This is a genomic window from Pedobacter sp. N36a (genome assembly GCF_014472395.1).
In the GTDB taxonomy this organism is placed as follows: domain Bacteria; phylum Bacteroidota; class Bacteroidia; order Sphingobacteriales; family Sphingobacteriaceae; genus Pedobacter.
Genome location: NZ_JACSZW010000002.1, coordinates 244,705 through 268,874 on the forward strand (window position 1 = coordinate 244,705; position 24,170 = coordinate 268,874).

Here is a 24,170-nt window from a genome sequence, read left to right on the forward strand (position 1 = left end):
AGATATCAAGGTGCATTTACTTTATCCCATAGGTTTAATCGCGTTAGCAGGACTATTGATCCCGCTGGTCATCCATCTGTGGAAATTGAAACAGGGGAAAACACTGCGTATTGGAAGTATAGCCTTATTGGGCACGAGTTCTCCATTTACTTCCAGAAGTTATCAGATCACAGATTGGCTGCTGCTTTTTTTGAGGATGCTGCTGATCGCTTTACTCGCCTTCTTATTGGCGGAGCCCTACCTGAGGAAAGAGAAAAATGAAGGGTTAAAAAAAGGCTGGGTATTGGTGGAAAAGTCTCAGGTACGCTCGGTTTATAAGACACACAAACAAGACCTTGATTCTTTAATTCAGGCTGGTTATGAATTGCATGACTTTGGGTTAGGCTTCCAAAAAATTAGCATTGAGGATACTTTAAAAAATGAAAAACCAGATTCGGCAAGTCATAAGGGGATAAATTCAGCAATCACTACCTCGGCTAAAATCAGTCATTATGCGTTACTGCGTGAATTGAATGCACAGTTGCAGCCGAATTTTCCCGTCTACCTCTTTGCCGATCGGAAATTACAAAGTATGGGTGGGAACCAGGCCCAAATTGATTTCCGTTTAGTATGGAAAGAAATAGCCGGAAAAGATACCTTAGCTACCTGGAGCAGTAGTTTTGCACATCAAACTTTCGAAGCTACATCTAGTCCGGAAATCACCACAATTAAAAGGATGGATGAGGTTCAGGATGAGGCTAAAACAAGGGTGTTGATCTATGGAACAGAACACCCTGAAGATGTAAAATATCTAATGGCTGCGATTGAGGCCATCGCTCAGGAAACAAAACGAAATATAGAGGTATCGATATTTAATGGTAAGCATGTTAGTGGATTAAGTTTTGATGTTGGCTTCTGGATTTCGAATAAACCAATCAGCTCTGGATTTTTAGGACAGCTTTCTAAAGATGGTCGTTTGTTTAACTACGCTGGAGAAAAAGTAACCAGCATCAACTCCTGGGTTGAAGTGGGGCCCGGAACAAAAGGAAATATGCCAGCCATTCCACTGAACAAAAGAACAGTGGACACGACTGATCAGGGAACAGCGTTATGGACAGACGGATTTGGAGTTCCGCTATTAACCAGGTCAAAAGAAAATACATTGAACCATTACCGTTTCTACAGCAGAATCAATCCGCAATGGACCAGTTTGGTTTGGAATGAGAAATTTGTGGAAGCCATGATGCCCATTCTATTAGGTGAGGATGGAAGTGCAACTGGATTTGGTTTTGAGATCAGTCCTGATGACGAACGTATCAGTTCTCTTAAATCAGCGACAGGATCCCTGGCTGCTCAGTCTGCATCAACAGCTCCTTTGTCGGCTGCTGATCAATCCAGTCTGTCTGCAGCAAGCCAGCAAGAGCAACCGCTTCAAAAAGTATTTTGGCTAATGGCTTTATTGGTTTTTACCTTAGAGCGCATCATTTCCTTACGTCATAAAAATAAGTTAAATCATGGTTGAGCAGGAAGCGATAAATAGGATAGAAAGGTTCAGAAAACAGTGGATCTTCTTGTTGCTGCTTCAGAATCTGACGTTGAGCCTTGGCTTAACCTTGTTCTTCGGTGCTTTAGCAAGCTATTTGTTTGATTGGTCGGTCTGGGTATTTCTCCCTCTATTTTTAGTTTTCTTCGTTTTCCTAAGTTTATTGAAGCCTTTTTGGAAAATCACTGTACAGCAGATTTCCAGATATTGGAATGCCAGTTTCCCTGAATTGGAAGAGAGTGGGGCACTTTTACTGAAACCTACAGCAGCATGCAGTGTGCTGGAACGTTTGCAGCAGCATAAAATCAGCGAAGTCATGCTGCACATTAAACCAAAACTGCCATTCCATAAACTAACATGGGCAGTACTGATGTTGGTGGTTGGCGTAGGAATGAGCTTTGGGATCTCTTTTTTAAAGCCATTAATGGACTTTCAGGCAGCTGATCCTGTAAAAGATAGTATTGTGACTGTAAAAGAAAATGTACTCCCAGAAATCGCCTCTTTTTCATTGCGGATCAAATCACCGGCTTATACGGGAATTCCGGAAAAGACACAGTCAGCTTTTGCTTTTAAAGTAGCAAAGGGTGCTTTATTAAAATGGGAGATCAGCACTACAGTGCCGGTAAAAGTCTTGAAACTGATTTTTAATGATAAGGAAGTGGCGGTTTTAAAGTCGCAGGATCATCAGGGAAAAAGCTGGCAGTTTGCTAAAACAATGACTAAGTCTGGATTTTATCAGGTAGAGCTGGATGGTAAAAAATCAGAACTGTATATGATGACAGTCATTCCTGATCTTCCAGCAGTCATCAGGATTACTCAGCCTAAACCACATACAAGTATTGATTTCGGGCAGGTTCCTCAAGTCCATTTAAAAGTTTCCTTAACAGATGATTACGGGTTAAAATCGGCTTATATTACCGCTACAATGGCTAGTGGTAAAGGGGAAGGCGTTAGTTTTACGGAACGAAAGCTTGACTTTAATGCGTCGTTTAACCAACAAAGGTCAATGAACTTAACCAAGGCGATCGACCTCAAAGCCTTAGGAATGAAACCCGGTGATGAACTTTACTTCTTTGTGAATGCCATTGATAATCTGGGTCAGATGAGTAGATCGGATGTCTATTTCGTATCTATTGTGGATACAGCAGAGTTGATGAGTATGGCTGGAATGACCAATGGCGTAAACCTGGTTCCTGAATATTTTAGAAGTCAGCGTCAGATTATTATGGATACGGAGAAGCTGCTTGCGGAGAGAAGTTCCATCAGCGAGGAAAGTTTTAAAAACAGGAGCAACGCTCTGGGGATGGATCAGAAGCTATTGCGGCTTCGTTATGGGAAGTTCCTGGGGGAAGAATCCGAAACAGAGATTGGTGGGGATCATGACCATAAAGAAGGGGAAGATCACGATGACCATGGTCATGAAGGAAAAGAAACCCAGGATCAAAACACACAGAAATTTGGGGATGTGAAGGCGATTATGGATAGCTATGCCCATAAACATGACATTGCAGAAGATGCTACCTTTTTTGAGCCGGAATTGAAAGCCCAGCTAAAAGCAGTACTGACAGAAATGTGGAAGTCGGAGTTGCAATTGAGAACCTATAAAACACGGGATGCTTTACCTTTTGAGTATAAGGCCTTGCGTCTGCTGAAAGATCTTCAGCAAAAATCAAGAGCATATGTGGCCAAAACAACGGTTAAAGTGACACAGCTGAAGGAAGACAAGCGGTTGTCGGGGGAGCTGGATAAAATTGGGTCACCCCTACAAAAAAGTGATTTTGAGCCAGATGAAAAGCGACTTGTCCTTTTGAAACAGGCACTTACGGTGCTGGAAAACAGAAAGACTGCTGCTGGATTTAAAGACTCGGAGCGTCAGGTGCTAAAAGAAACAGAACCCTATATGATTGTTGCGGCCTCAGATCAGCCTGCGCTGTTTTTGCCAGCTCTAGCTGCAGGCAGAAAGCTTTTATCAGCTAAAGCTGGATCAGAAAAAGATATCGCGCTATTGCAAAAGGCAATAGTCAGGATGTTAGGTACTGCTCAATCTGTTCCCCAGCTGCCAACTTCGGCACCAGCTTCTACCTTAAGTCAAAAATATTTTAATTACCTTAAAAAAGCAACACCGTCAAATGGATTTTAAATACCTGGCTATCGGATTTTGTGTGGCATTGGGTGTTTTTCTCCTGACTGCCGAAACACGCAGAACTCAAAAGGCCCATCTGATCTGGAGATTATTGGCCAGTACTATTGCGGTGATATGCTTTTACTGCTTGTTATATCCACCAGGTTTTACAGCTAAAAGGAAAGCTGGGGCTCAGGAAATTAATTTACTAAATGGCGATGTGGCTGAGGGCTCGGCGATGGCATCAATTGACCATTCAGGTCTGCAAGGTGTAAGTATTAATGCTTTAAAAGGAGTGACTTACTCCCTAGATCATCAGTTGTTTATGAATAATAGGAAGGCTGGAGTTCGCTTTGTTCCAGATTTGGAGTATTTCCTTAAATCCAATCCTGATTTGCAGGTGATTCATCTTTACGGAAAGGGGCTCAGCCCAGATCAGCTCCAATTGTTAAAGGAAAAACAGCTCAGCTTTCATCCAGGTCCGGTAAGTGACGGTCTAACTGCAATTAATTGGAATGGTCAGCTGAGCCCCAGTTCTGAATTGATCATACAGGGAACTTATCAGCATACTGGGGGCACAGCGCCAAAGTTGTTACTAGAAGGGTTGGGTACGAAACTAGATTCGGTCAGTATTACTGAAAAAGGACTGCAAATCTTTACTTTAAAAGCGATTCCGCAGCAATCTGGTAAGGCTGTTTTCCGCATCATTGGTATGAAGGGAAAAGACACCTTGTTTACTAATCCTGTTCCTATTGAAATTAAGCCATCTCATCCGGTTAGAATTTTGATGCTGGCTTCCAATCCGGATTTTGAATATAAATTCCTTAAAAACTGGCTCTTTGAAAAGAAATATCCGTTGATTTTCAGGAGTCGGATCAGCAAAGACAAATACAGCACCGATTTTTTAAATACGGATGTTAATGAGCTACAAACCATTACCGCTGGTTTGCTAAAAAAAATGGACTTGCTGATTTTGGATGAGGAAGAATTAGCGCAATTGTCTGGAACAGAGCGAGCTCATATAAAACAAGCTTTAAACAATGGTCTGGGCCTGTTTATGAGGGTAAGCAGTGTGCAATCCAGTGCTGGAATCGCAAATGGAAGCGGTAGGTATGAATCCGAATCACTAAAAAATAAGCCGTTGCGTGCTGGTTTTACCAATCATGGACCTGTTTTAAGTGCTTTGCCTGTAGAACAGCTGCTGTTCTTGAAAGCGGGTAATGATGATCAACCTTTATTACAGGATGCGAGCGGTAAGATTCTGGTGAACAGTCAGATTTATGGCATGGGCAGGCAAACGGTTTCCGTCCTCCCAGCTACCTATCAATGGATGTTGAATGGTGCTGTTGGTGATTATGCCAGATTTTGGTCTGCCATGGTCAATAAAACGGCAAGGCCTGCTGAAGCGAAGGAAAGATGGACGATCAGCCCTGCAATCCCCGAACTGACTGAAAGAATCGATATTTCGATTTCTTTGCCTCAAGGAGAAGCAGTTCCTCAGTTTAAAACAGCAGGAGAAATCAGTAGTCCGCTGCAAAATAGGGAGTTGGTTACACAATGGCAGTTGAATAACTGGGCTACGCAAACAGGTTGGAATACCCTTCAGGTTGCAGATTTAAGCGATGCTTTTTATGTCTATGAGAAAAGTGATTGGCAGCAATTGCGGGAAACCCAGCAGCAGCAGGCCACCAGTCAATTCGTGAAAGATCACCCGATTCATGATAAGGTTGTAGAAAAGAGCATTTTGTTGGAGAAAAAGCTTTCTTTATGGTGGTTTTTTATACCTTTTTTACTTTCTGTCAGTTTTTTGTGGTATGAAACTAAAATGTTATAGAATTCTTAGATATTACCTCCTTTAATTAGTTAAATTAGGAATATTATTAACCTAACTAACTGAACCACTTGAAAAGAAAAGACTTTCTCTACCTATCCGGAATCGGAATGGGGGCATTGATGCTTCCTGACCTTTCTGCTTTCGGAAATCCTATAGATCCCCTGCAAGCGTTAGAGGGTGTGGATGTAAAAATTAAAAAGGAGCTCGCCGATGTGGCTTTAAATGCGGCAAAATCTAAAGGCGCCAGTTATGCGGACATTCGTATTGGCCGATACCTGAATCAGTTTGTTGCTACCCGAGAAAAAAGAGTGCAGGGAGTGGCGAATACTGAATCTTATGGGATTGGCGTACGGGTATTGGCAAACGGCTGCTGGGGATTTGCAGCAACGAATAACGTCACTAAAGAAGCGGTAGCTAAAGCTGCAGAACAAGCGGTTGCAGTGGCGAAAGCAAATGCTAAGATCCAAGGGGAGCCGGTACAATTGGCACCACAGAAAGGTTTTGGTGAGGTAAGCTGGAAAACACCTATAGAAATCAATGCGTTTGAGGTTCCAGTAAAGGAAAAAGTAGACTTGCTGCTCAATGTAAATGATATCGCCATGCAAAATGGTGCCAGCTACATCAACTCGGTTATTTTTGCGGTAAATGAGCAGAAATATTTTGCTTCGACAGATGGTTCTTACATTGATCAGGACGTCCACCGCATCTATCCTTCCTTTAATGTCACGAGAATTGACAGGGAATCGGGTAAGTTCCAAACCCGTTCTGCGCTAAGCTCCCCAATGGGAATGGGCTATGAATACATGAATGCCCGTCCAGAGGACAAGGTTTCAGGTGTGGTTACCCGCTATAAAGGCAGATATGATATGCTGGAAGATGTGAAATCAGCAGCGCTGAATGCCGCGGAAAAGGTGAAAGCCAAATCGGTAGAACCGGGAAAATATGATCTGGTACTCGATCCTTCACATTTATGGCTCACCATTCACGAATCTGTAGGGCACCCAACAGAACTTGATCGCGTATTGGGCTATGAAGCAAATTATGCAGGAACCAGCTTTCTGACCCTTGATAAATGGAAATCAAAAAACTTTAAGTTTGGGAGTGAGCGTGTAAACGTCATTGCGGATAAAACGCAGCCAGGCTCTCTGGGAGCTGTAGGTTACGACGATGAAGGTGTGAAATGCAAGAAATGGGACATCATAAAAGACGGTATCCTGGTGAACTATCAGGCCATCCGTGATCAGGCACACATCATTGGTCTGGATGAATCTCAAGGCTGCTGTTATTCTCAAGGATGGGATGATGTGCAGTTTCAGCGTATGCCCAACATCTCTTTACAAGCAGGTAAAGAAAAGTTAAGCGTAGATGACATGATCAAAAACGTAGAGAAGGGGATTTATATCATCGGGAATGGCAGTTTTTCAATTGATCAGCAGCGCTACAATTTCCAGTTCGGCGGACAAACATTTTACGAGATCAAAAATGGTAAGATTGCTGGAATGCTCAATGATGTAGCCTACCAGTCCAATACCCAGGAGTTCTGGAATTCCTGTTCTGCCATCTGCGACGAAAGCGATTACCGCTTAGGAGGTTCATTTAACGATGGTAAAGGACAGCCTTCTCAAAGCAGCGCCGTTTCTCATGGCAGCGCAACCACAAGATTTAATGGAGTTAATGTGATTAATACAGCAAGAAAGATTTAATTATGGCCATATTAAGTAAAGAAGAAGCCCAGGCAATACTAAAAAAGGTACTTAGCTATTCAAAAGCAGATTCCTGCGAACTAAGTTTAAGTGGTTCTGATGGCGGAAATATTCGCTATGCGAGAAATGCAGTGTCTACAGCCGGACAAATCAGTGTGATGGACCTGGCCGTAAGTGCCACTTTTGGCAAGAAAACCGGAGTAGCTACGATCAACGAGTTTGATGATGCTTCCCTGCAGAAAGTAGTAAAAAGAGCAGAAGAGCTGGCCATGCTGGCACCGGAAAATCCGGAATTTATGCCACTGCTAGGTCCGCAGACCTTCCAGGAGTCGGCAACTTTTAACGCAAAAACAGCGGCAATTACGCCGGACACGCGTGCAGAGATGGTGGGTAAAAGCCTGCAAGTCTCTAAAGCAGCTAATCTGGAAGCTGCAGGGTTTTTAGAAAACTCGACGCGATTCAATGCAATTATGAACTCGAAAGGGCTGTTTGCTTACAACAAAGGAACAGATGTTTCTTTCTCAGTAACGGTAAGAAATCAGGCAGGGACAGGGTCTGGCTATATTGAACAAGGCTTTAATGATCTGGATAAAATGGATACGCTGGCGCTGAGTAAGATCGCAGCTTCCAAAGCAACAGGTTCAGCAGCAGCAAAGGCCATTGAGCCTGGAAAGTATACTGTAATCCTGGAGCCATTGGCAGCAAGTGATATGTTAGGCAATATGTTCCGGGGCTTTGATGCACGCAGTGCAGATGAAGGCCGGAGTTTTATGAGTAAAAAAGGTGGAGGAACCCGTTTGGGTGAGCAGCTGTTCTCTGAGAATGTGAACATATATTCTGATCCGATGAACCCGGAAGTTCCTTCTGCAACATGGACTGGAGACGGTTTACCGGTGAAAAGAACGCAATGGGTAGAAAATGGTGTGGTGAAAAACCTTTCTTATTCAAGGTATTGGGCTGGGCAAAAAGGTGTGGAGCCGGTGCCTTTCAGCAGAAGTATTGTGATGGAAGGTGGTACACAATCGTTAGAAGACTTGATCAAAAGTACGGAAAAGGGCATTTTAGTGACCAGGTTCTGGTACATCAGGTCTGTGGATCCGCAAACGTTACTATTGACGGGATTGACCAGGGATGGTACGTTCTATATTGAAAATGGCGAGATTAAGTTTCCAGTGAAGAATTTCAGGTTCAATGAGAGTCCGGTGATCATGCTGAACAATGTAGAAGCGTTAGGGAAGCCGGTCAGGACTGGAAGCGGGATGATTCCTCCGATGAAAATCAGGGACTTTACGTTTACTTCTTTGTCGGACGCGGTTTAAACTAAAAAATAAGCCGTATAAGATCAAAAAATGAGCACAGTTATACAAGGTCTGGAACTTTTGCCCTGAAGGGGGCAAAATTCCTAGGCCCTTTTAATAACCATGCTCATTTTTTTTTCCAAAGTGTATCAAAGAACCAAAGTGCACAAAAGAACCGAAGTGTATAAAGAACCAAAATGTATATTAGGATCTAAATGTATTAGGGCTGAAGGTATTAACAAGGCGTACTAAGGGAAATACAATACTTAATTAACATAAACACATTACATTGAGAAGAAGAGACTTTCTATATATGACTGGAGTTGGCCTTGGGGCTTCGATGGTCCAGGGAATGCCGGTTTTTGGCAGAGAAATTACCGTAGAAGAGGCTTTAACGCCGGTAGATGTACAGCTGAAGAAAAGGATGGCGGATGTGGCCCTGAATGCTGCAAGGGCTAAGGGCGCAACTTATGCGGATGTCAGGATTGGCCGTTATTTAAATCAGGTGATTGCCACGCGCGAAAAGCAGGTGCAGAATATTGCCAATTCGGAGTCTTATGGATTGGGTGTTCGGGTCATCGCCTTTGGCTGCTGGGGCTTTGCCGCCACTAATAATATGGACAATGACAGCATTGCTAAAGCCGCAGAAATGGCGGTTGCTATTGCTAAAGGGAATGCTAAGTTATTAACGGAACCGGTGCAGCTTGCCCCGCAGAAAGGTTTTGGTGAGGTGAGCTGGAAAACGCCATTGGAGGTTAATGCTTTTTCGGTATCGATTCCTGATAAGGTGGCGTTGTTGCTGAGCGTGAATAATGAGTCATTAAAAGGAGGAGCAAAGTATGTGAATTCGAACCTGTTTATGGTGAATGAGCAGAAGTACTTTGCTTCTACAGATGGTTCTTATATCGATCAGGACATCCATCGGATCTGGCCAACATTTACAGTGACGAGGATTGATCCTGCGGGAGGAAAATTTGAAACCAGGAATGCCCTTTCTGCACCAATGGGAATGGGATTTGAATACCTGACACCAAAAGATTCGGAGAAGATTAAAGGTGGTCCGGTTACGATGTACAAAAAGCGTTATGACATGCTGGAGGATGTGCGGGAAGCAACGGAACATGTGGCGGAAAAGCTGAAGGCTAAACCTGTAGCACCCGGAAAATATGACCTGGTACTCGATCCTTCGCATTTATTTCTGACCATTCACGAATCTGTGGGACATCCGACGGAGCTGGATCGTGTGTTGGGTTATGAAGCCAATTATGCCGGTACTAGTTTCCTTACACTGGATAAATGGGAGAGTAAAAAATTCAATTTCGGCAGTAAAGCTGTCAATATTCTTGCGGATAAAACTGAACCGGGTTCCCTAGGGGCTGTTGGTTACGATGATGAAGGCGTGAAATGTGGGAATTGGGACATCATTAAAGACGGTATTCTGGTGAACTATCAAACCATCAGGGATCAGGCTCATATTTTAGGTTTGAAAGCCTCTCAGGCCTGCTGTTATGCGGATAGCTGGGAAAGCATTCAATTTCAGCGGATGCCTAATGTATCTTTAGCGCCTGGAAAAGCAGCGCTTAGTGCTGCAGAAATGGTGAAAGGGGTAGAAAAGGGAATTTATATGTTCGGCAGAAACTCTTATTCTATTGACCAGCAGCGCTATAATTTTCAGTTTAGCGCGCAGCTGGCTTATGAGATTAAAGATGGAAAGCTGGGAGGAATGTTGAAGGATGCTTCTTATCAGTCGAACACACAGGAGTTCTGGAATTCCTGTACACAGCTTTGCGACCAGCAGGATTACCGTTTGGGTGGGACATTTGCAGATGGGAAGGGGCAGCCTGGTCAGGCGAGCGCGGTATCTCATGGGAGTCCAACCACCCGATTTAACGGCGTAAGCGTGATCAATACCGGACGTAAGTTAGGCTAATATTTATTGTAACTTTTTGTGGGGGATCATCGTCTGATTATTACTATTAATTAACCTTAAACCACCTTACTTTGAAACGTAGAAATTTTATTTACTTAACAGGCGTTGGAGCGGCCGCGGCCATGCTCCCAGCCATCCCCGTATGGGGCAACGAGATTCCTCTGGAACAGTCGCTCGAGTACATCGATCCGGCAGCTAAAAAGCTGCTTTCCGATGTAGCACTCAATGCGGCGCGCTCAAAAGGGGCTACCTATACCGATGTTCGTGTAGGCCGGTACCTGAATCAGTTTGTTGTAACCAGAGAGGATAAAGTTCAGAATATTGTGAATACCGAGTCTTATGGCGTCGGGATTCGAGTAATTGCCAACGGCTGCTGGGGCTTTGCTGCAACAGACCAGATGGACAAAGACAGCATTGCTAAAGCTGCAGAATTAGCGGTAGCCATTGCAAAAGAAAATGCCAGATTACAAATAGAGCCGGTACAGCTTGCCCCTCAAAAAGGTTACGGCGAAGTGACCTGGAAAACTCCGATTGAGAAAAGTGCTTTTGAAGTGCCGATCAAGGAAAAGGTAGACTTACTGCTTTCTGTCAATGATGCCGCTATGAAAGGTGGTGCAGATTATATCAATTCCATTCTGTTTATGGTGAATGAACAGAAGTATTTTGCTTCCTCTGATGGTTCTTATATTGACCAGGATGTTCACCGCATCTGGCCAACTTTTTTCATTACTAAAATCAATAAAGAAACCGGCAAATTTGAAACTAGAAATGCCCTAAGCGCGCCTACAGGTAAAGGATATGAGTATTTGAACGCCAGACCTGAGGATAAAATAAAAACAGCATCCGGAACTTTGTATAAAGGCCGTTATGATATGCTGGAAGATGCAAAACAGGCGGCAACGCAGGTGGGTGAGAAACTGAAAGCGAAGTCGGTGGAACCAGGGAAATACGACCTGGTACTAGATCCTTCACACCTATGGCTTACCATCCATGAGTCTTGCGGTCACCCGACAGAATTGGATCGTGTGCTCGGGTATGAAGCGAATTTTGCAGGAACCAGCTTCCTGACACTAGACAAATGGCAAAGTAAGAACTTCAAATATGGCAGTAAGGAAGTCAATATTACAGCTGATAAAACTGAACCAGGTTCTTTAGGAGCAGTAGGTTATGATGATGAAGGTGTAAAATGCGGTAAATGGGATGTGATCAAAGATGGCGTACTGGTTAATTATCAGGCGATCAGAGATCAGGCACATATTGTCGGACTGGATCATTCTCAGGGCTGTTGTTATGCCGACAACTGGAGCAGTGTGCAGTTTCAGCGCATGGCGAATATTTCCCTGCAGCCAGGTAAAAAACCTTTATCTATTGCTGACCAGATTAAAAACGTAGAAAAAGGGATTTATATCGTTGGAGAAGGTTCTTTCTCGATTGATCAGCAGCGTTATAATTTCCAGTTCGGCGGACAATTATTTTATGAAATTAAAGCAGGTAAGATTGTCGGGATGCTGAAGGATGTGGCTTATCAGGCCAATACCCAGGAGTTCTGGAATTCTTGTTCGGCTATTTGCGATCAGCGTGATTACCGTCTGGGAGGATCTTTCTTTGATGGCAAGGGACAGCCAATGCAAACCAGTGCAGTGTCTCATGGCTCAGCAACCGCGCGTTTTAATGGAGTGAATGTAATCAATACAGCTAGAAAAATCGGATAGAAATCATGGCAATACTAACTAAAGAACAAGCCCAGGCGCTTTTAAAGAAAGTGCTGGGTTACTCAAAAGCAGATGAATGTGAAGTAAATCTGAGTGGATCTGATTCAGGAAATATCCGCTATGCAAGAAGTTCAGTTTCTACAAGTGGAGGGGCTAGCTCGCAGACACTGGTGGTGAGTTCTGCTTTTGGCAAGAAATTAGGGGTGGCTACCATCAATGAGTTTGATGATGCTTCCCTGGAAAAAGTAGTCCGCAGAGCAGAAGAACTGGCAAGACTGGCACCAGAAAATCCGGAATTTATGTCCTTTTTAGGACCGCAGGAATATGGCCCGGAATCGCCGACTTTCCTGGCTTCAACAGCTGCTGTTGGGCCAAAGGAACGAGCAGATGCAGTGGCTGCTAGTTTGAATCAGGCCAAAGAAAATAAGCTGAATGCTGCAGGTTTCCTTTCTAACGAATCAGGCTATTCGGCAATGATGAATAGTAAAGGGCTGTTTGCCTACAATAAAGCTACAGATGTGGCCTTTAACATTACCATTCGTACGGAAGATGGAAAAGGGTCTGGTTATGCCACAAGAGGCTACCATGACTTTGATAAGTTGGATACCAAAACAGATACCGCAGTGGCGGCTAAAAAAGCCATGGCATCTGTGACTGCAAAGGCGATAGAACCAGGAAAATATACCGTAATTCTGGAGCCTACGGCAGTGGCCGTAATGCTGGAAAATTTGTTTTTTGACCTTGATGCCCGTCAGGCAGATGAGGGCAGGAGTTCCATGAGCAAGCCTGGTGGAAAAACGAAATTAGGCGAGCAATTGCTGGACGAACGTGTCAACGTGTATTCTGATCCATGGAATAAGGAGCTGCCGGGATCTACCTGGTCTGGGGATGGCAGACCTCAGCAGAAAGTAAACTGGATAGAAAAAGGAGTGGTTAAAAACTTTTACGCTTCTCGTTATTGGGCACAAAAGACTGGAATTAAGCCGATACCTTCACCGAATGGGGTAATTATGGTAGGAGGTGATAAGTCCTTAGAGGAGCTGATTAAAGGAACGGAAAAAGGGATTTTAGTCACCCGGTTATGGTACATCCGTCCGGTAGATCCTCAGACTTTATTGCTTACCGGACTAACCAGGGATGGTACGTTTTACATTGAAAACGGAGAGATCAAGTTTCCGATCAAGAATTTCAGGTTCAATGAGAGTCCGATTATTATGCTGAATAACTTGGAAGAAATGGGGAAATCAGAAAGGACAGTGAGTGCAGAGTCTAATGCAAATTATTTGCTGCCACCATTGAAAATTAGAGATTTTACTTTTACTTCGCTATCAGACGCAGTTTAATCAAATACAAAGGGCCGTTCCAATGGAACAGCCCTTTGTCATAGGTAGAAGCGTTGGTTTATGTAATTATGGTTTTACATTAGGATTGCTGTCAAATTCTGTTTGCGGTAAAGGAATCAGATAATAAGGGCTGTTCGCTGTGAACGGCTTATCATCTGGGAACCTTAATGTAGTATGTTGTTTTGCAAAGACCTCTTTTGGGCCAGTAGGAGTAATCACTGTCACTTTTAAAGGCTGGCCATCAGGTCCCAAAGCCGGTTTTCTAACCACAGCGCTTTGTGTTCTTAGAATATCTGCTATGGCAAAACCTTCTCCCCAAAGCTCTTTTCTTCTTTCAATCAGAATGTCGGCAATCAGGTCTTCTTTAGTTTTCGTACCTAGCACGTAAGTATTCGCTTGTCTGGCAGCTAGAAGCTCATTCAGCGTTTCTACCGCTTTTGGTAAATTCCCTGATCTTGCATAACCTTCCGCGGCAATTAAGGTCATTTCAGCAGAACGCATCATCACGATATCTGCAGTGACATCCGAACGGAACTTAAACTTCTGGTATCTTAAATAACCCTCTCTACTTGGTAAACCATCCCATAAGAAAAGTTTTGACCTGATGTCATTGGCATCAAACAGGTTTTTGAAGTTTGGATCAGCCATGAAGCTATAGTAGTAAGAAGAAGTACTGCTTACATCTAAGTAGTGGAAGGAATAACTGGCATTACTTTGGTCTGCCTGCTGTCCTTGTCCCCAGATCCATTCGCTGTTTTTGAGGTCATTGAAACCATTTGCATAATCGTCAGGAGCCATGTAAGTATAGTTCTTTTTTGCAGCTAAAGCTTGCGCTGTGGCGAGGTCCCATTTACCCATGTTCAAATAGGTTCTAGCCAGAAGACCATGAACAACGTCCGTATTGATCTTGTATTTAGTGGTATTTGGACGGGTATATTTTACCAATAACTCTTCCGCTTGTGTTAAATCTGCAATAATCACCTTATACACTTCTTCTAAAGTAGCCTTTGGATTCGGTTTAGAATCTGGTGTAGTTGGCGCTGTGTATAAAGGAACTGCTGGTGCCTGTGGGTTTAATTGGTAATTGAACTGGTAAAAAGTTACGAGGTTTAAATAGCTGTTGGCTCTTAATGCCAATGCCTGACCTTTAATTCTTGCTTTTTGATCAGCTGTACCTTCCGAAGCATCGATTCTCGTGATGATGTTATTGGTATTGTCGATCACTTTGTATAAAAGCGTCCAGATTCCGTTTAAACGGCTTTGGTTATTGGCGATCGTATAATTATAAGCATCTGCGTAACCATATTTGTTTTGTATGATGGCTACATCATTTCCCATGGCATCACTATTTCTTAAAATAGTAGAATATCCAGGGTTGGCATAAGTAAAAAAGGTTTCGTGCATATAGGCCCATGCGCCGTTAAGAACCATATCAATGTTATCCGCTTTTGCAAAAACCAGTGACTCATCTACGGATGTAGTAGGGCTGGTGGTGAGCTCTTTCTTGCAACCCAGGAATGGGAGTAAAAGCGCCGTAACCGCTATATATGTAATGTTTTTGATCTTCATTGTCGTAATTAAATTAAAATGTAAGGTTTAAACCGGCAGATAGTGTGCGCATTGATGGATAGCGGAAATAGGTCGTTCCTTCAATGGTTTGCTCAGGATCCATTCCTTTATGACCGTAAAAGGTCAGGAGGTTTTCTCCAGTTAGGGTCAGTTTCAGATTGGCCAATCCCCATCTGTTCGCCAGGCCTTTCGGCAGACTATAACCTACCGTTAGATTTTTCAATCTTGCGTAAGTACCGCTGTACAGGAAGCGGGTAGAGGCTTGAGTCCATCCTTTGTTATCTGTAGTCAGTTTAGGAACATTGGCATTTGGATTTTCTGGTGTCCAGTGATCCAGGATTTCTGTTGACCATGGACGGCCAATTGAGCTGCCTGTATGCATTAAACCTACATAATCATTGTCCAGGATTTTACCACCTATGCTATAGTTGAATAATGCAGAGATTTCAAATTCTTTGTAGTTAAAAGTATTGGAAAAACCACCTGTCAACACAGGAAGCGAAGTTCCCTGAACGTATTGTGTGGCCTTGGCATATTCGTTTGTGGTGGTTCTGGTACCATCATCCAGTGTTCTGTACCAAAGCGGATCCCCGTTAGCCGGATTTACGCCTGCCCATTCCTTAAGGAAGAAATCTGATATCGTACCGCCAACCTGCATGATTTTGGTGGAAGTCTTGATCGGCTGTGGATTTGCTGGATCTTGCTGTGGCAATGCCGTAATGGTATTTTTGTAATGGGTGGCATTTACGCTGATCGTCCATCTGAAATCAGTAGTACGAACAGGAATTGCATTGATCTGTACTTCGACACCTTGGTTTTTTAAGGCGCCTATGTTTTCATCAATAGAAGAGAATCCTAGTGATGGGGCCATTGGGCGGCTAAATAGCAGGTCTTTTGATCTTCTGTCGAAATATTCTACCGTACCGCTGATGCGGTCATTTAAGAAACCGAAATCTACCCCAACATTCAGGTTTAAATTAGATTCCCATTTTAGGTTAGGTGTAGCCAATCTGGAAGTAACCAATCCATTTTCCCCGAGGTTATTCATGAAGCGGTATAATCCTTTGTAAGCGTAATAACTTCCGATGTTGTCGTTACCCTGTGCACCATAACTGGTTCTGAAAGTTAAGGTACTCAACCATGGTGTTTCTTTCAGGAAAGCTTCTTCAGAAAGTTTCCAGGAGGCACCAACCGACCAGAAAGTACCCCAGCGTTGCTCTGGCGAGAATCTTGACGTGCCGTCAGTTCTTAATGAAGCTGAGAAAAGGTATCTTTTTTTGTAGTCATATTCTGCTCTTCCCAGGAAACTCAATAAGGTATAGTCAATAGAGTTTCCGCTGAAACCTGTCAGCTGTGCTGCAGCATCCGGCTCATAAAAGTCCGGTAGGGCAAAGCGCTGACGGGAACCAGAAATCACACGGTAATTGTATTTGTAAAGTTCTTGTCCACCTAAAACATTCAAGTGGTGATCACCAAATGACTTGTCATAAGTAGCAATGTTGTTCCAGGTCCAGGAATAAGTTCTGTTATTTGATTTAGAAACACTACCACCAGTTTCTTTTCCTCCACCTAATATCGGGTTGGTATAGTAATGAGAATTGTAGTTTTGGAAATCACCACTATAGGTGGTTTTGAATTTTAATTCAGGTAAGATCGTAGCTTCTAAGAAGGTTCTTGCAGAAACATTGTCTTTCATGATTTCTGATTTATCCAATCCTACTGTTGCAGGAAGGTTACTTCTTGGAATGGCCGAACTTGGACGGTAAGCACCAAAATCATAGATCTTATTTCCAGCAGCATCTAGTAGAAAAGAGCCATCAGGATTGTGCTGATAGATTGGGTAGAAGCTTGGGATCGCTCTTGAATATTGAATCACATTGGCCGTGTTGCTGTCTTCTGATGTGGGATAATCCTGAGTACTATTTGATGCGGAGATATTCATTCCGGCCGTCAGCCATTTTTTTGCTTGTGTGGTCAGGTTTACTCTGGCATTATAGCGTTGGAATCCTGAACCAATGGCAATTCCTTTATCATTCAGGTAACCGCCAGAGATGAAATATTGACTTTTTTCAGCACCACCACTAAAGCTCAGGTCGGCTTGAGTCCTTCTGGCTGTCTGTTCTGTTGCTTTTCCCCAGTCGTCATTCCATAAAGCGGTTGCACCAGGAACAATTTTTCCATCCGCTCCAACAGGATTTGGATAGTTAATACCGTAAGGATTGATCCCTAAATCACCTATGATTTGTCTGCTGGCCGCTTGTCCTGCTTGTAAATCAGTGAAAGTAGGGTTAGCGCTCAATTGCTTGTTTTTTACGGCTAGCCAATAATTCTCAAAATATTGGTCTGTAGTTACCTGTTTATAATCTTTCACAGAACGGTCAGAAATACCTTGGCTGAAAGTTGCAGAAATTTGTGTTTCGTTGTTTCTCTTGCCTGATTTTGTGGTAATGATGATCACCCCGTTTGCACCTCTGGAACCATATAAAGCACTGGAAGCCGCATCTTTTAATACACTTATAGATTCCACATCACTTGGATTGATGGAATTTAGATCTCCGGAAAACGGATTTCCATCTACTACATATAATGGGGCACTGGAAGCATTGATTGAACCAATACCGCGTATACGGATGGTTGCTGCTGTTCCTGGCTGTCCGCTGGACGAAACTGCCTGTACACCTGGTGCTAAACCTTGAAGTGCTTTAGTGATGTTAGAAACTTGTCTGTTTTGAAGTTGTTCTCCATTGATGCGGGAAACTGCTCCCGTAATGTCTCTCTTTTTTGTTGTTCCATAAGCCACTACCACTACTTCATCCAGATCGCTGGAAGCATCTGCAAGGCTTATTTTTAAGTTATCTCCTGCTTTTGCAGTTAATTCCTGAGTGGTAAAACCCAGAAAAGAAAAGATTAGGGTTTCCTGTTCTTTAGGCAATTGGATGCTGAAATTTCCAGCATTGTCGGTTGTAGTGCCGACTTTTGAACCCTTAATCAGAATACTGACACCAGGAAGGGGAAGTTGTGTTCCTTTTTCAATTACTTTACCCCTGACTTTATAAAGTTCCTGAGCATTTGCGAATTGAATGAAGAACAAAAGAAATAAAATAGATAATCTTGTTTTCATTTGAATAATTTTTTCTTTGATAATAGGGTTTAGCATAGCTATTTTCCTGATGAACAGGTGAGTGGCAACGCAACAATAAAAAGAGCATTAAGCAGAAATTTTAGGCAATAGTTTTCCTTCACCGGGATCCGGTGTATTTGTCAACCAAGAAAAATTTCTACAGGATTAAGCCGGGCAGCAACACATTCGGCGCGTTGCAGGAGCGGATAAAATGAAGCAGGCGAAGGATTCAGCCTGATGAAAAAATTGAAGTAGCATTTGATACATAATCGTGTCTTTACTTGAACATATAAAAGTTTCGATTGCAAATATAACTAAAAACACTACTAAATCTCTAGACTTTAAATGGATTATATCAAAAGTTTGTCATAAAAATTGAAAATGGATGCTGTATGGGTTTTCAGAGCAGTTTTATCCTTTAAAATTTCAGTTTTTCCGTAAAATCAATATAAAAACACCCCAAAAATTAACTTATTTTTTGGGATGTTTTCTGTGAAATTCAGGAAGGGTGGCTTAGTTCCAGCCTCCGCGCTAAGGCGCGGTATAGATTCACGATTGCATGTAATTTCTGACTCTGGTCATTAATCATACAGGTCGCTGAGTAGAAGATTACGCGGCTTTGGTCGCGTTAGGTAGGAAAGATGGTGGTGTTACTTAAAGAGCACGTTCCAATAAGGGACGATGTAAACAGGCAGTAGGCCTGTTGCTGTAAAAGGAATAGTCATTGTATTTTCTTGTAAAATTATTTGCATAATCCTTGTGATTATTATTCCGTAATTATTAATCGCCCATTTCTTGATTTTATTAAATCATAATTATCAGTTGATGGGCTTTATAAGTTCGACAAAGTTAGTACTTTTGCTAATAAAACAAGTAGATACTTGTTTTATTAGCTTATGAAGACAAACAGATTTTTAATGTTGTTAAAAACCAGGGGGGCACTTACTGCTGCGTCGATAGCGAATGAACTGGGGATCACGAATGAAGGGGCGAGGTTACAGTTACTGAAATTTACAGAAGAAGGATTGGTGAGTTCATTTAATGAATCGACAGGAGTAGGGAGGCCTAAACAGTTTTTTAAACTAACACCAGATGGCAATGCCCAATTTCCAGATACTCATTCTGAATTAACGGTAAAGCTCATTGCGGGAATGCGTGATGTATTGGGGGAGGCTGCATTGCAAAAAGTAATTGATGTTACTGAACAAGCTGGAAAAGAACGTTATTTCCAGGAATTGTCACCGCTTTCGGATTTAGAAGACCGCATTTCAAAATTGGCTGAGATCAGAACCAGGGAAGGCTACATGGCTGAATATACAAAAGATGAATCCGGGTATTTGCTGGTGGAAAACCATTGCCCAATTTGTGCTGCAGCGAAAACCTGTCAGGGGTTCTGCACAGCAGAGTTAAACGTATTTAAGCATGTCCTTGGAGAAAAGGTGAGCATTAGTCGTATGGATCACATTGTAAGTGGCGATCGTAGATGTGCGTATCGGATTGCTAAAATACAGGATTAGATGAACTGCGGATTAGTAATTCGGTATCCAACACACGGTTTTCGAATTCCGTTACCGGATATTTGCTTTCAATCAGTTTGATCAGCATTTCCGTAGCCATGCGTCCCATTTCGTAAGCGGGTTGTCTCACAGAGCTTAAAGGGGATTGGAATAAATCCAATACGTCGGAATTGCTAAATCCAGAAACTGCGATTTCTTCAGGCACTGAGATCTCGAATTTTTTCAATACTGTTAAACAGCCAATACTTAGCCGGTCGCCGGCCACAAAGATCGCATCTGGTTTATCTTCCAGTGTCATCAATTCCTGAATGGCCTGCTCAGTTTCTTCTTGGAACATTCCCCCGTGCGGGCAATGTTTGATGTATTCCTGCTGTAGAGGGATTCCGAATTTATTTAAAGCGGCAGTATAACCTGCCAGTCTTTCGATGCTGATAGATAGGTGTTCTGAACTCGTCAAGTGGGCAATTTTTCTGCGCCCGGATTCCAAAAGCTGCATCGTAGCATCATAAGCACCTTGTTCATTATTGGCACTGATCTTATGTGTTTCAATATCTTTAGCCACCCGGTCGAAAAAGACCATTGGTAATCCGCGGTCATGTAAAAGTGCTAGATGGCTGGTGTTACTCGTTTCCGCAGATAAAGAAACCAATAATCCATCTACACCTCTGGAGGCTAAATGCTGAATATTGATCCTTTCTCTTTCGTAAGACTCATGCGTCTGCGTAATGATCACATGATAACCTCGATCGTAAGCAATAGACTCGATTCCGCCTATGGCCTGTGAGAAATAGTGGTTGGCTACTTCGCTGACCAATACCCCAATAGATTTGGTGCGTCTTTCTTTTAAGCTTAAAGCAATAGGGTTCGGTCGGTAGTTGATCTTTTCTGCATATTCCAAAACTACTTTTTTTGTTTCCGCACTGATTTCGTGAGTGTCTCTTAAAGCCCTTGAAACAGTGGAAGTAGACAGGCCTAAGGCCTTCGCTATATCTTTTAAAGTAGTCGGTTCGAACATGAAAAAAGGGGAAGAAGTTAAAGTTTGGTCTATATAGGGCAATATAAGAATTATCCTCCTAATTAAAAGCATCCGATTTCCAGGTCGGCAACGTTGTCGGGAACGATTGCGCAAATTTATCTGGCCTTACCATTACTTTATAAAAAAAAACAATGTAGAATTGTTAATGGAAGGTTGAGCAACCTTTCCTACTAACCAAAATAAACTAAACCACCCCATATCCTAAATCTGGGGATTCTTAACCGAACGAGTATGAAAAAATTTTTACTACTGTTTGTATTGTTGGCTATCGTAATTTTCGAGGCGGATGCTCAGAAAATTCGGCAGGTCACTGGCAAGGTCACTGATAAAGCAAGCAAGGAATCTATTCCTGGAGTGAGCATTTCTATCAAAGGGACCGCCATTGTAGTGAGTACCGATGATAAAGGCCAGTTCAAGATTTCTGTTCCTGAAAAAGGGGAGACCATTTTAATGGCCAGATATATTGGCTACTTACCACAGGAAATAGCAGTGGGTAATCAATCAAAAATCAATTTCATTTTACAGGAAGATGTATCGCAGCTGAATGAGGTGATGATCAATATCGGATATGGTACCGTAAAGAAAGAAATGCTGACCGGTTCAGTATCGGTTTTGTCTGGTAAAGATGTGGCCGATTTTCCGGTAGGCACTTTAGCACAGGCATTGGCAGGTAAAATGGCCGGGTTATCGGTGACCACACCAGAGGGTAACCCAGGTGCGGATATTCAGGTAAAAGTGCGTGGTGGAAGTTCTCTTACCGGCGACAATGCCCCTTTATATATCGTAGATGGAATTCCGGTAGACAATGCGCTTTCTATTTTATCACCGGGAGAGATTGAATCCATCAACTTGTTAAAAGATGTGGCTTCGACCGCTATTTATGGTTCCAGAGGCTCGAATGGGGTAATGATCATAACCACGAAAATAGGGAAGCCGGGTAAAACTATGGTTTCCTTTGATGTATTTGGCGGTGCCCGTCAGATCGTCAATAAACTGGACGTGATGGATCCGTACAATTTTGTAAAGTACCAATACGAATTGTATAACAATAATACTTCCCAGCAGGTAAAAGATGATTTTACAAAAGCTTATGGAACTTATGGAGATTTAGATATTTATAAGAACATTGAGAAAGTGGATTGGCAGGACAAAGTTTTTGGTCGCCAGGCATGGTCAAGTACACAGGTGTTGAATATCTCTGGAGGAAGTGATAAAACGACCTTTAATTTTTCTCTTAACAATACCAAAGAAGACGGTATTATGCTGGAGTCTGGTTATAGAAGAACCTTTGCTTCTTTTCGTTTTGACCATAAGATCTCTGATAAGATACGCTTTGGATTGAATGCGAGGTACAGTCGCCAGCGTGTGGATGGGATTGGGACGACCAGCACCCAATCGCAAAGTGCCAATCGTTTAAGGAATGCTGTTCGTTATCTGCCTTATTTAGGCGGTGGAGATTCAGGCGATTTGTTTGATTCGGACTTCCTGGCCACACAATTGACTAATCCAATCAGTTTAGCACATAACGAACTAAAAGCTGATTACCGTAATGATTTAATCAGCAGTGCTTATGTGAGCTTTCAGATTTTAAAGAATCTAAGCTTAAAGAGTACGCTTGGTTTGAACTTCAACGATCGCAATGTGGACATATTTAACGGTCTGCTGACTGGGGTAGCTAGAAATAACGCCAATATGCCAGCGATTCAGCTGGATAATTCCAATACGACCTCTTTTATCAATACCAATACTTTAACCTACCGACCAGATTTAGGTAAAGACCATAATCTGGAGCTTTTAGCTGGACATGAGCTGCGTAATGATGATGTGAAGTCAAATAGTATGACCATTAAATGGTTCCCTGCGAATATTACTCCGGATGAAGCTTTTGCGAACATTCAAAAAACGGACCTGCCAAATGGTGCGGTACAGGATAAGCCGACTTCATTAGTTAGCGGGGTTAGAAACCTATCAGTTTTTGCACGTGCAGCTTATAATTATAAAGGACGATACCTGGCGACTTTCAACTTTAGAAGAGATGGGATTTCTGTATTTGGAGATGGAAATCGTTATGGAAATTTTCCTTCCGCACAAATTGCATGGCGCACTTCTGAGGAGGAGTTTTTTAAACAAGCTAATATCAAATGGTTTAACAGTTTAAAACTTAGGTTGAGTTATGGTGCTGCAGGAAATAGCAGAATCCAGCCTGACTTATTCAGAACACTATTTGTTGCGAGCTCTACCGCAGGCGGATATGCAGCGAATGATGCTTCCGTAAGCACCGGATTGATTGCAACGAAGCTGGCCAACCCAATTATTAGATGGGAAACCAATATGTCTGCAAATTTCGGTCTGGATATGGAATTTTTCGACAACCGTTTAACTGCTACCGTAGATCTATATCAGAATAGAACGAAAGATTTATTGCTGGATGCGAATATTTCCAGTATCTCTGGTTATCTGACACAGCAGCAGAATGTGGGTAAAACTCAAAATAAAGGAATAGAATTACAATTGGGCTTCCTGGCAGTGAAAAGCAGAAATTTCACTTATAACACCAGCTTCAATATTTCCTTTAATCAAAATAAGATTCTCGAACTGCAGCGTGGTGTAAATGCTTATCTGACTCAATCCGGATGGGTAAATAGCCTTGCCGATGTAAAAGTAGAAGTAGGAAAACCTGTTGGGCAATTCTATGGCTATATCTCTGATGGCAGGTATACCGTGAATGATTTCAACTATGCGCAGAACACCAATACCGGTACCTATACTTATACGCTAAAATCTGATGTGCCTAATAGCAGGTCTTTAATCGGAAACAGAGAGCCACAGCCTGGAGATATGAAAGTGAAAAAGCTTTCTTCTTCGGAGAGCATGGTGATCACTGAAGATGACCGTACCGTATTAGGGAATGCACAGCCAAAATTTATCGGTGGATTCAATAACCAGTTTGTCTATAAAAATTTCGATATGTCGGTATTCCTTAACTTTTCCGTTGGGAATAAGGTATACAATGCGAATACTTTAGAGTTTACCTCTCAATACAATGTGAAAGACAACAATCTGCTGCAAATCATGACGAATCGCTGGCAAAACTTTGATGCCAATGGGATTAAAGTAACCGATCCTGCAGCGCTGACTGCAATGAATGAAAATACGACATACTGGACACCGACTCCAGGAAATTATGCCTTAACCTCCTTTGCGGTAGAAGATGGATCTTTCCTGCGCATTACCAATGTAACGCTGGGGTATACACTTCCTCAAAGTCTCTTGAAACGAACAGGATTTATCTCTAAACTTCGCGTGTATGGTACGGTGAACAATCTACTGACGATTACTGGCTATTCAGGATATGATCCGGAAGCGAATACCCGTAGAAATAATCCATTGACACCAGGAATCGATTATGCTGCTTATCCACGCAGCAGGTATATTCTTGCCGGACTTAATCTTGTTTTTTAAT

General features: G+C 42.5%; 13 protein-coding genes. 10 read left to right on the forward strand and 3 right to left on the reverse strand.

Translation table 11 applies throughout. The features are described 5' to 3' along the window. The first annotated feature begins 10 nt into the window (after positions 1-10). From H9X96_RS04860 to H9X96_RS04895, 8 genes are all read left to right on the forward strand, one after another. Positions 11-1,501, forward strand: coding sequence for a BatA domain-containing protein (locus H9X96_RS04860; protein WP_187665204.1), 1,491 nt, complete (start codon positions 11-13; stop codon positions 1,499-1,501). Beyond that, positions 1,494-3,662, forward strand: coding sequence for a DUF4175 family protein (locus H9X96_RS04865; protein WP_187665205.1), 2,169 nt, complete (start codon positions 1,494-1,496; stop codon positions 3,660-3,662). Before H9X96_RS04860 ends, H9X96_RS04865 begins: the two co-directional genes overlap by 8 nt. Further along, positions 3,652-5,478 (forward strand): hypothetical protein, encoded by a 1,827-nt coding sequence (locus tag H9X96_RS04870; protein ID WP_187665206.1) that lies wholly within the window; start codon positions 3,652-3,654, stop codon positions 5,476-5,478. Before H9X96_RS04865 ends, H9X96_RS04870 begins: the two co-directional genes overlap by 11 nt. A 68-nt stretch (positions 5,479-5,546) precedes the next feature. After that, positions 5,547-7,181 carry a TldD/PmbA family protein gene (locus H9X96_RS04875; RefSeq protein WP_187665207.1) on the forward strand — a complete coding sequence of 545 codons (1,635 nt, stop codon included), beginning with the start codon at positions 5,547-5,549 and terminating at the stop codon, positions 7,179-7,181. Between the two features lie 2 nt (positions 7,182-7,183). Continuing rightward, positions 7,184-8,500 (forward strand): TldD/PmbA family protein, encoded by a 1,317-nt coding sequence (locus H9X96_RS04880; RefSeq protein ID WP_187665208.1) that lies wholly within the window; start codon positions 7,184-7,186, stop codon positions 8,498-8,500. Between the two features lie 268 nt (positions 8,501-8,768). Next, entirely contained in the window at positions 8,769-10,409 is a 1,641-nt protein-coding gene (locus H9X96_RS04885; protein ID WP_187665209.1) for a TldD/PmbA family protein, read from the forward strand. 71 nt (positions 10,410-10,480) lie between these two features. Beyond that, positions 10,481-12,121 (forward strand): TldD/PmbA family protein, encoded by a 1,641-nt coding sequence (locus H9X96_RS04890; protein ID WP_187665210.1) that lies wholly within the window; start codon positions 10,481-10,483, stop codon positions 12,119-12,121. Between the two features lie 5 nt (positions 12,122-12,126). After that, on the forward strand, positions 12,127-13,464 hold the full coding sequence (locus H9X96_RS04895) for a TldD/PmbA family protein (protein ID WP_222943832.1): 1,338 nt from the start codon (positions 12,127-12,129) through the stop codon (positions 13,462-13,464). Between the two features lie 66 nt (positions 13,465-13,530). On the opposite strand, the gene H9X96_RS04900 is transcribed toward H9X96_RS04895, so the two are convergent. Together H9X96_RS04900 and H9X96_RS04905 are read right to left on the reverse strand one after the other, a co-directional pair. After that, positions 13,531-15,033 (reverse strand): RagB/SusD family nutrient uptake outer membrane protein, encoded by a 1,503-nt coding sequence (locus H9X96_RS04900; RefSeq protein ID WP_187665211.1) that lies wholly within the window; start codon positions 15,031-15,033, stop codon positions 13,531-13,533. Positions 15,034-15,046: 13 nt separating this feature from the next. Further along, complete coding sequence (locus H9X96_RS04905) at positions 15,047-18,154, reverse strand: TonB-dependent receptor (RefSeq protein WP_222943833.1); 3,108 nt, start codon at positions 18,152-18,154, stop codon at positions 15,047-15,049. Between the two features lie 917 nt (positions 18,155-19,071). Here H9X96_RS04905 and H9X96_RS04910 point away from each other — a divergent pair. Continuing rightward, the gene (locus tag H9X96_RS04910) at positions 19,072-19,671 is read left to right on the forward strand and encodes a metalloregulator ArsR/SmtB family transcription factor (protein WP_255430999.1); all 600 of its coding nucleotides are present in this window, start codon (positions 19,072-19,074) and stop codon (positions 19,669-19,671) included. On the opposite strand, the gene H9X96_RS04915 is transcribed toward H9X96_RS04910, so the two are convergent. After that, the gene (locus H9X96_RS04915) at positions 19,655-20,686 is read right to left on the reverse strand and encodes a LacI family DNA-binding transcriptional regulator (protein WP_187665213.1); all 1,032 of its coding nucleotides are present in this window, start codon (positions 20,684-20,686) and stop codon (positions 19,655-19,657) included. The genes H9X96_RS04910 and H9X96_RS04915 overlap by 17 nt on opposite strands. 252 nt (positions 20,687-20,938) lie before the next feature. Here H9X96_RS04915 and H9X96_RS04920 point away from each other — a divergent pair, with 252 nt between their 5' ends. After that, entirely contained in the window at positions 20,939-24,169 is a 3,231-nt protein-coding gene (locus H9X96_RS04920) for a TonB-dependent receptor (RefSeq protein WP_187665214.1), read from the forward strand. Position 24,170 lies beyond the last annotated feature (1 nt).

Bases quoted from the DNA above. Each gene is read 5' to 3' on its own strand.
- H9X96_RS04865 (WP_187665205.1), top strand. From the start codon at position 1,494: ATGGTTGAGCAGGAAGCGATAAATAGGATAGAAAGGTTCAGAAAACAG.
- H9X96_RS04870 (WP_187665206.1), top strand. From the start codon at position 3,652: ATGGATTTTAAATACCTGGCTATCGGATTTTGTGTGGCATTGGGTGTT.
- H9X96_RS04880 (WP_187665208.1), top strand. From the start codon at position 7,184: ATGGCCATATTAAGTAAAGAAGAAGCCCAGGCAATACTAAAAAAGGTA.
- H9X96_RS04895 (WP_222943832.1), top strand. From the start codon at position 12,127: ATGGCAATACTAACTAAAGAACAAGCCCAGGCGCTTTTAAAGAAAGTG.
- H9X96_RS04900 (WP_187665211.1), bottom strand. From the start codon at position 15,033: ATGAAGATCAAAAACATTACATATATAGCGGTTACGGCGCTTTTACTC.
- H9X96_RS04905 (WP_222943833.1), bottom strand. From the start codon at position 18,154: ATGAAAACAAGATTATCTATTTTATTTCTTTTGTTCTTCATTCAATTC.
- H9X96_RS04910 (WP_255430999.1), top strand. From the start codon at position 19,072: ATGTTGTTAAAAACCAGGGGGGCACTTACTGCTGCGTCGATAGCGAAT.
- H9X96_RS04915 (WP_187665213.1), bottom strand. From the start codon at position 20,686: ATGTTCGAACCGACTACTTTAAAAGATATAGCGAAGGCCTTAGGCCTG.
- H9X96_RS04920 (WP_187665214.1), top strand. From the start codon at position 20,939: ATGAAAAAATTTTTACTACTGTTTGTATTGTTGGCTATCGTAATTTTC.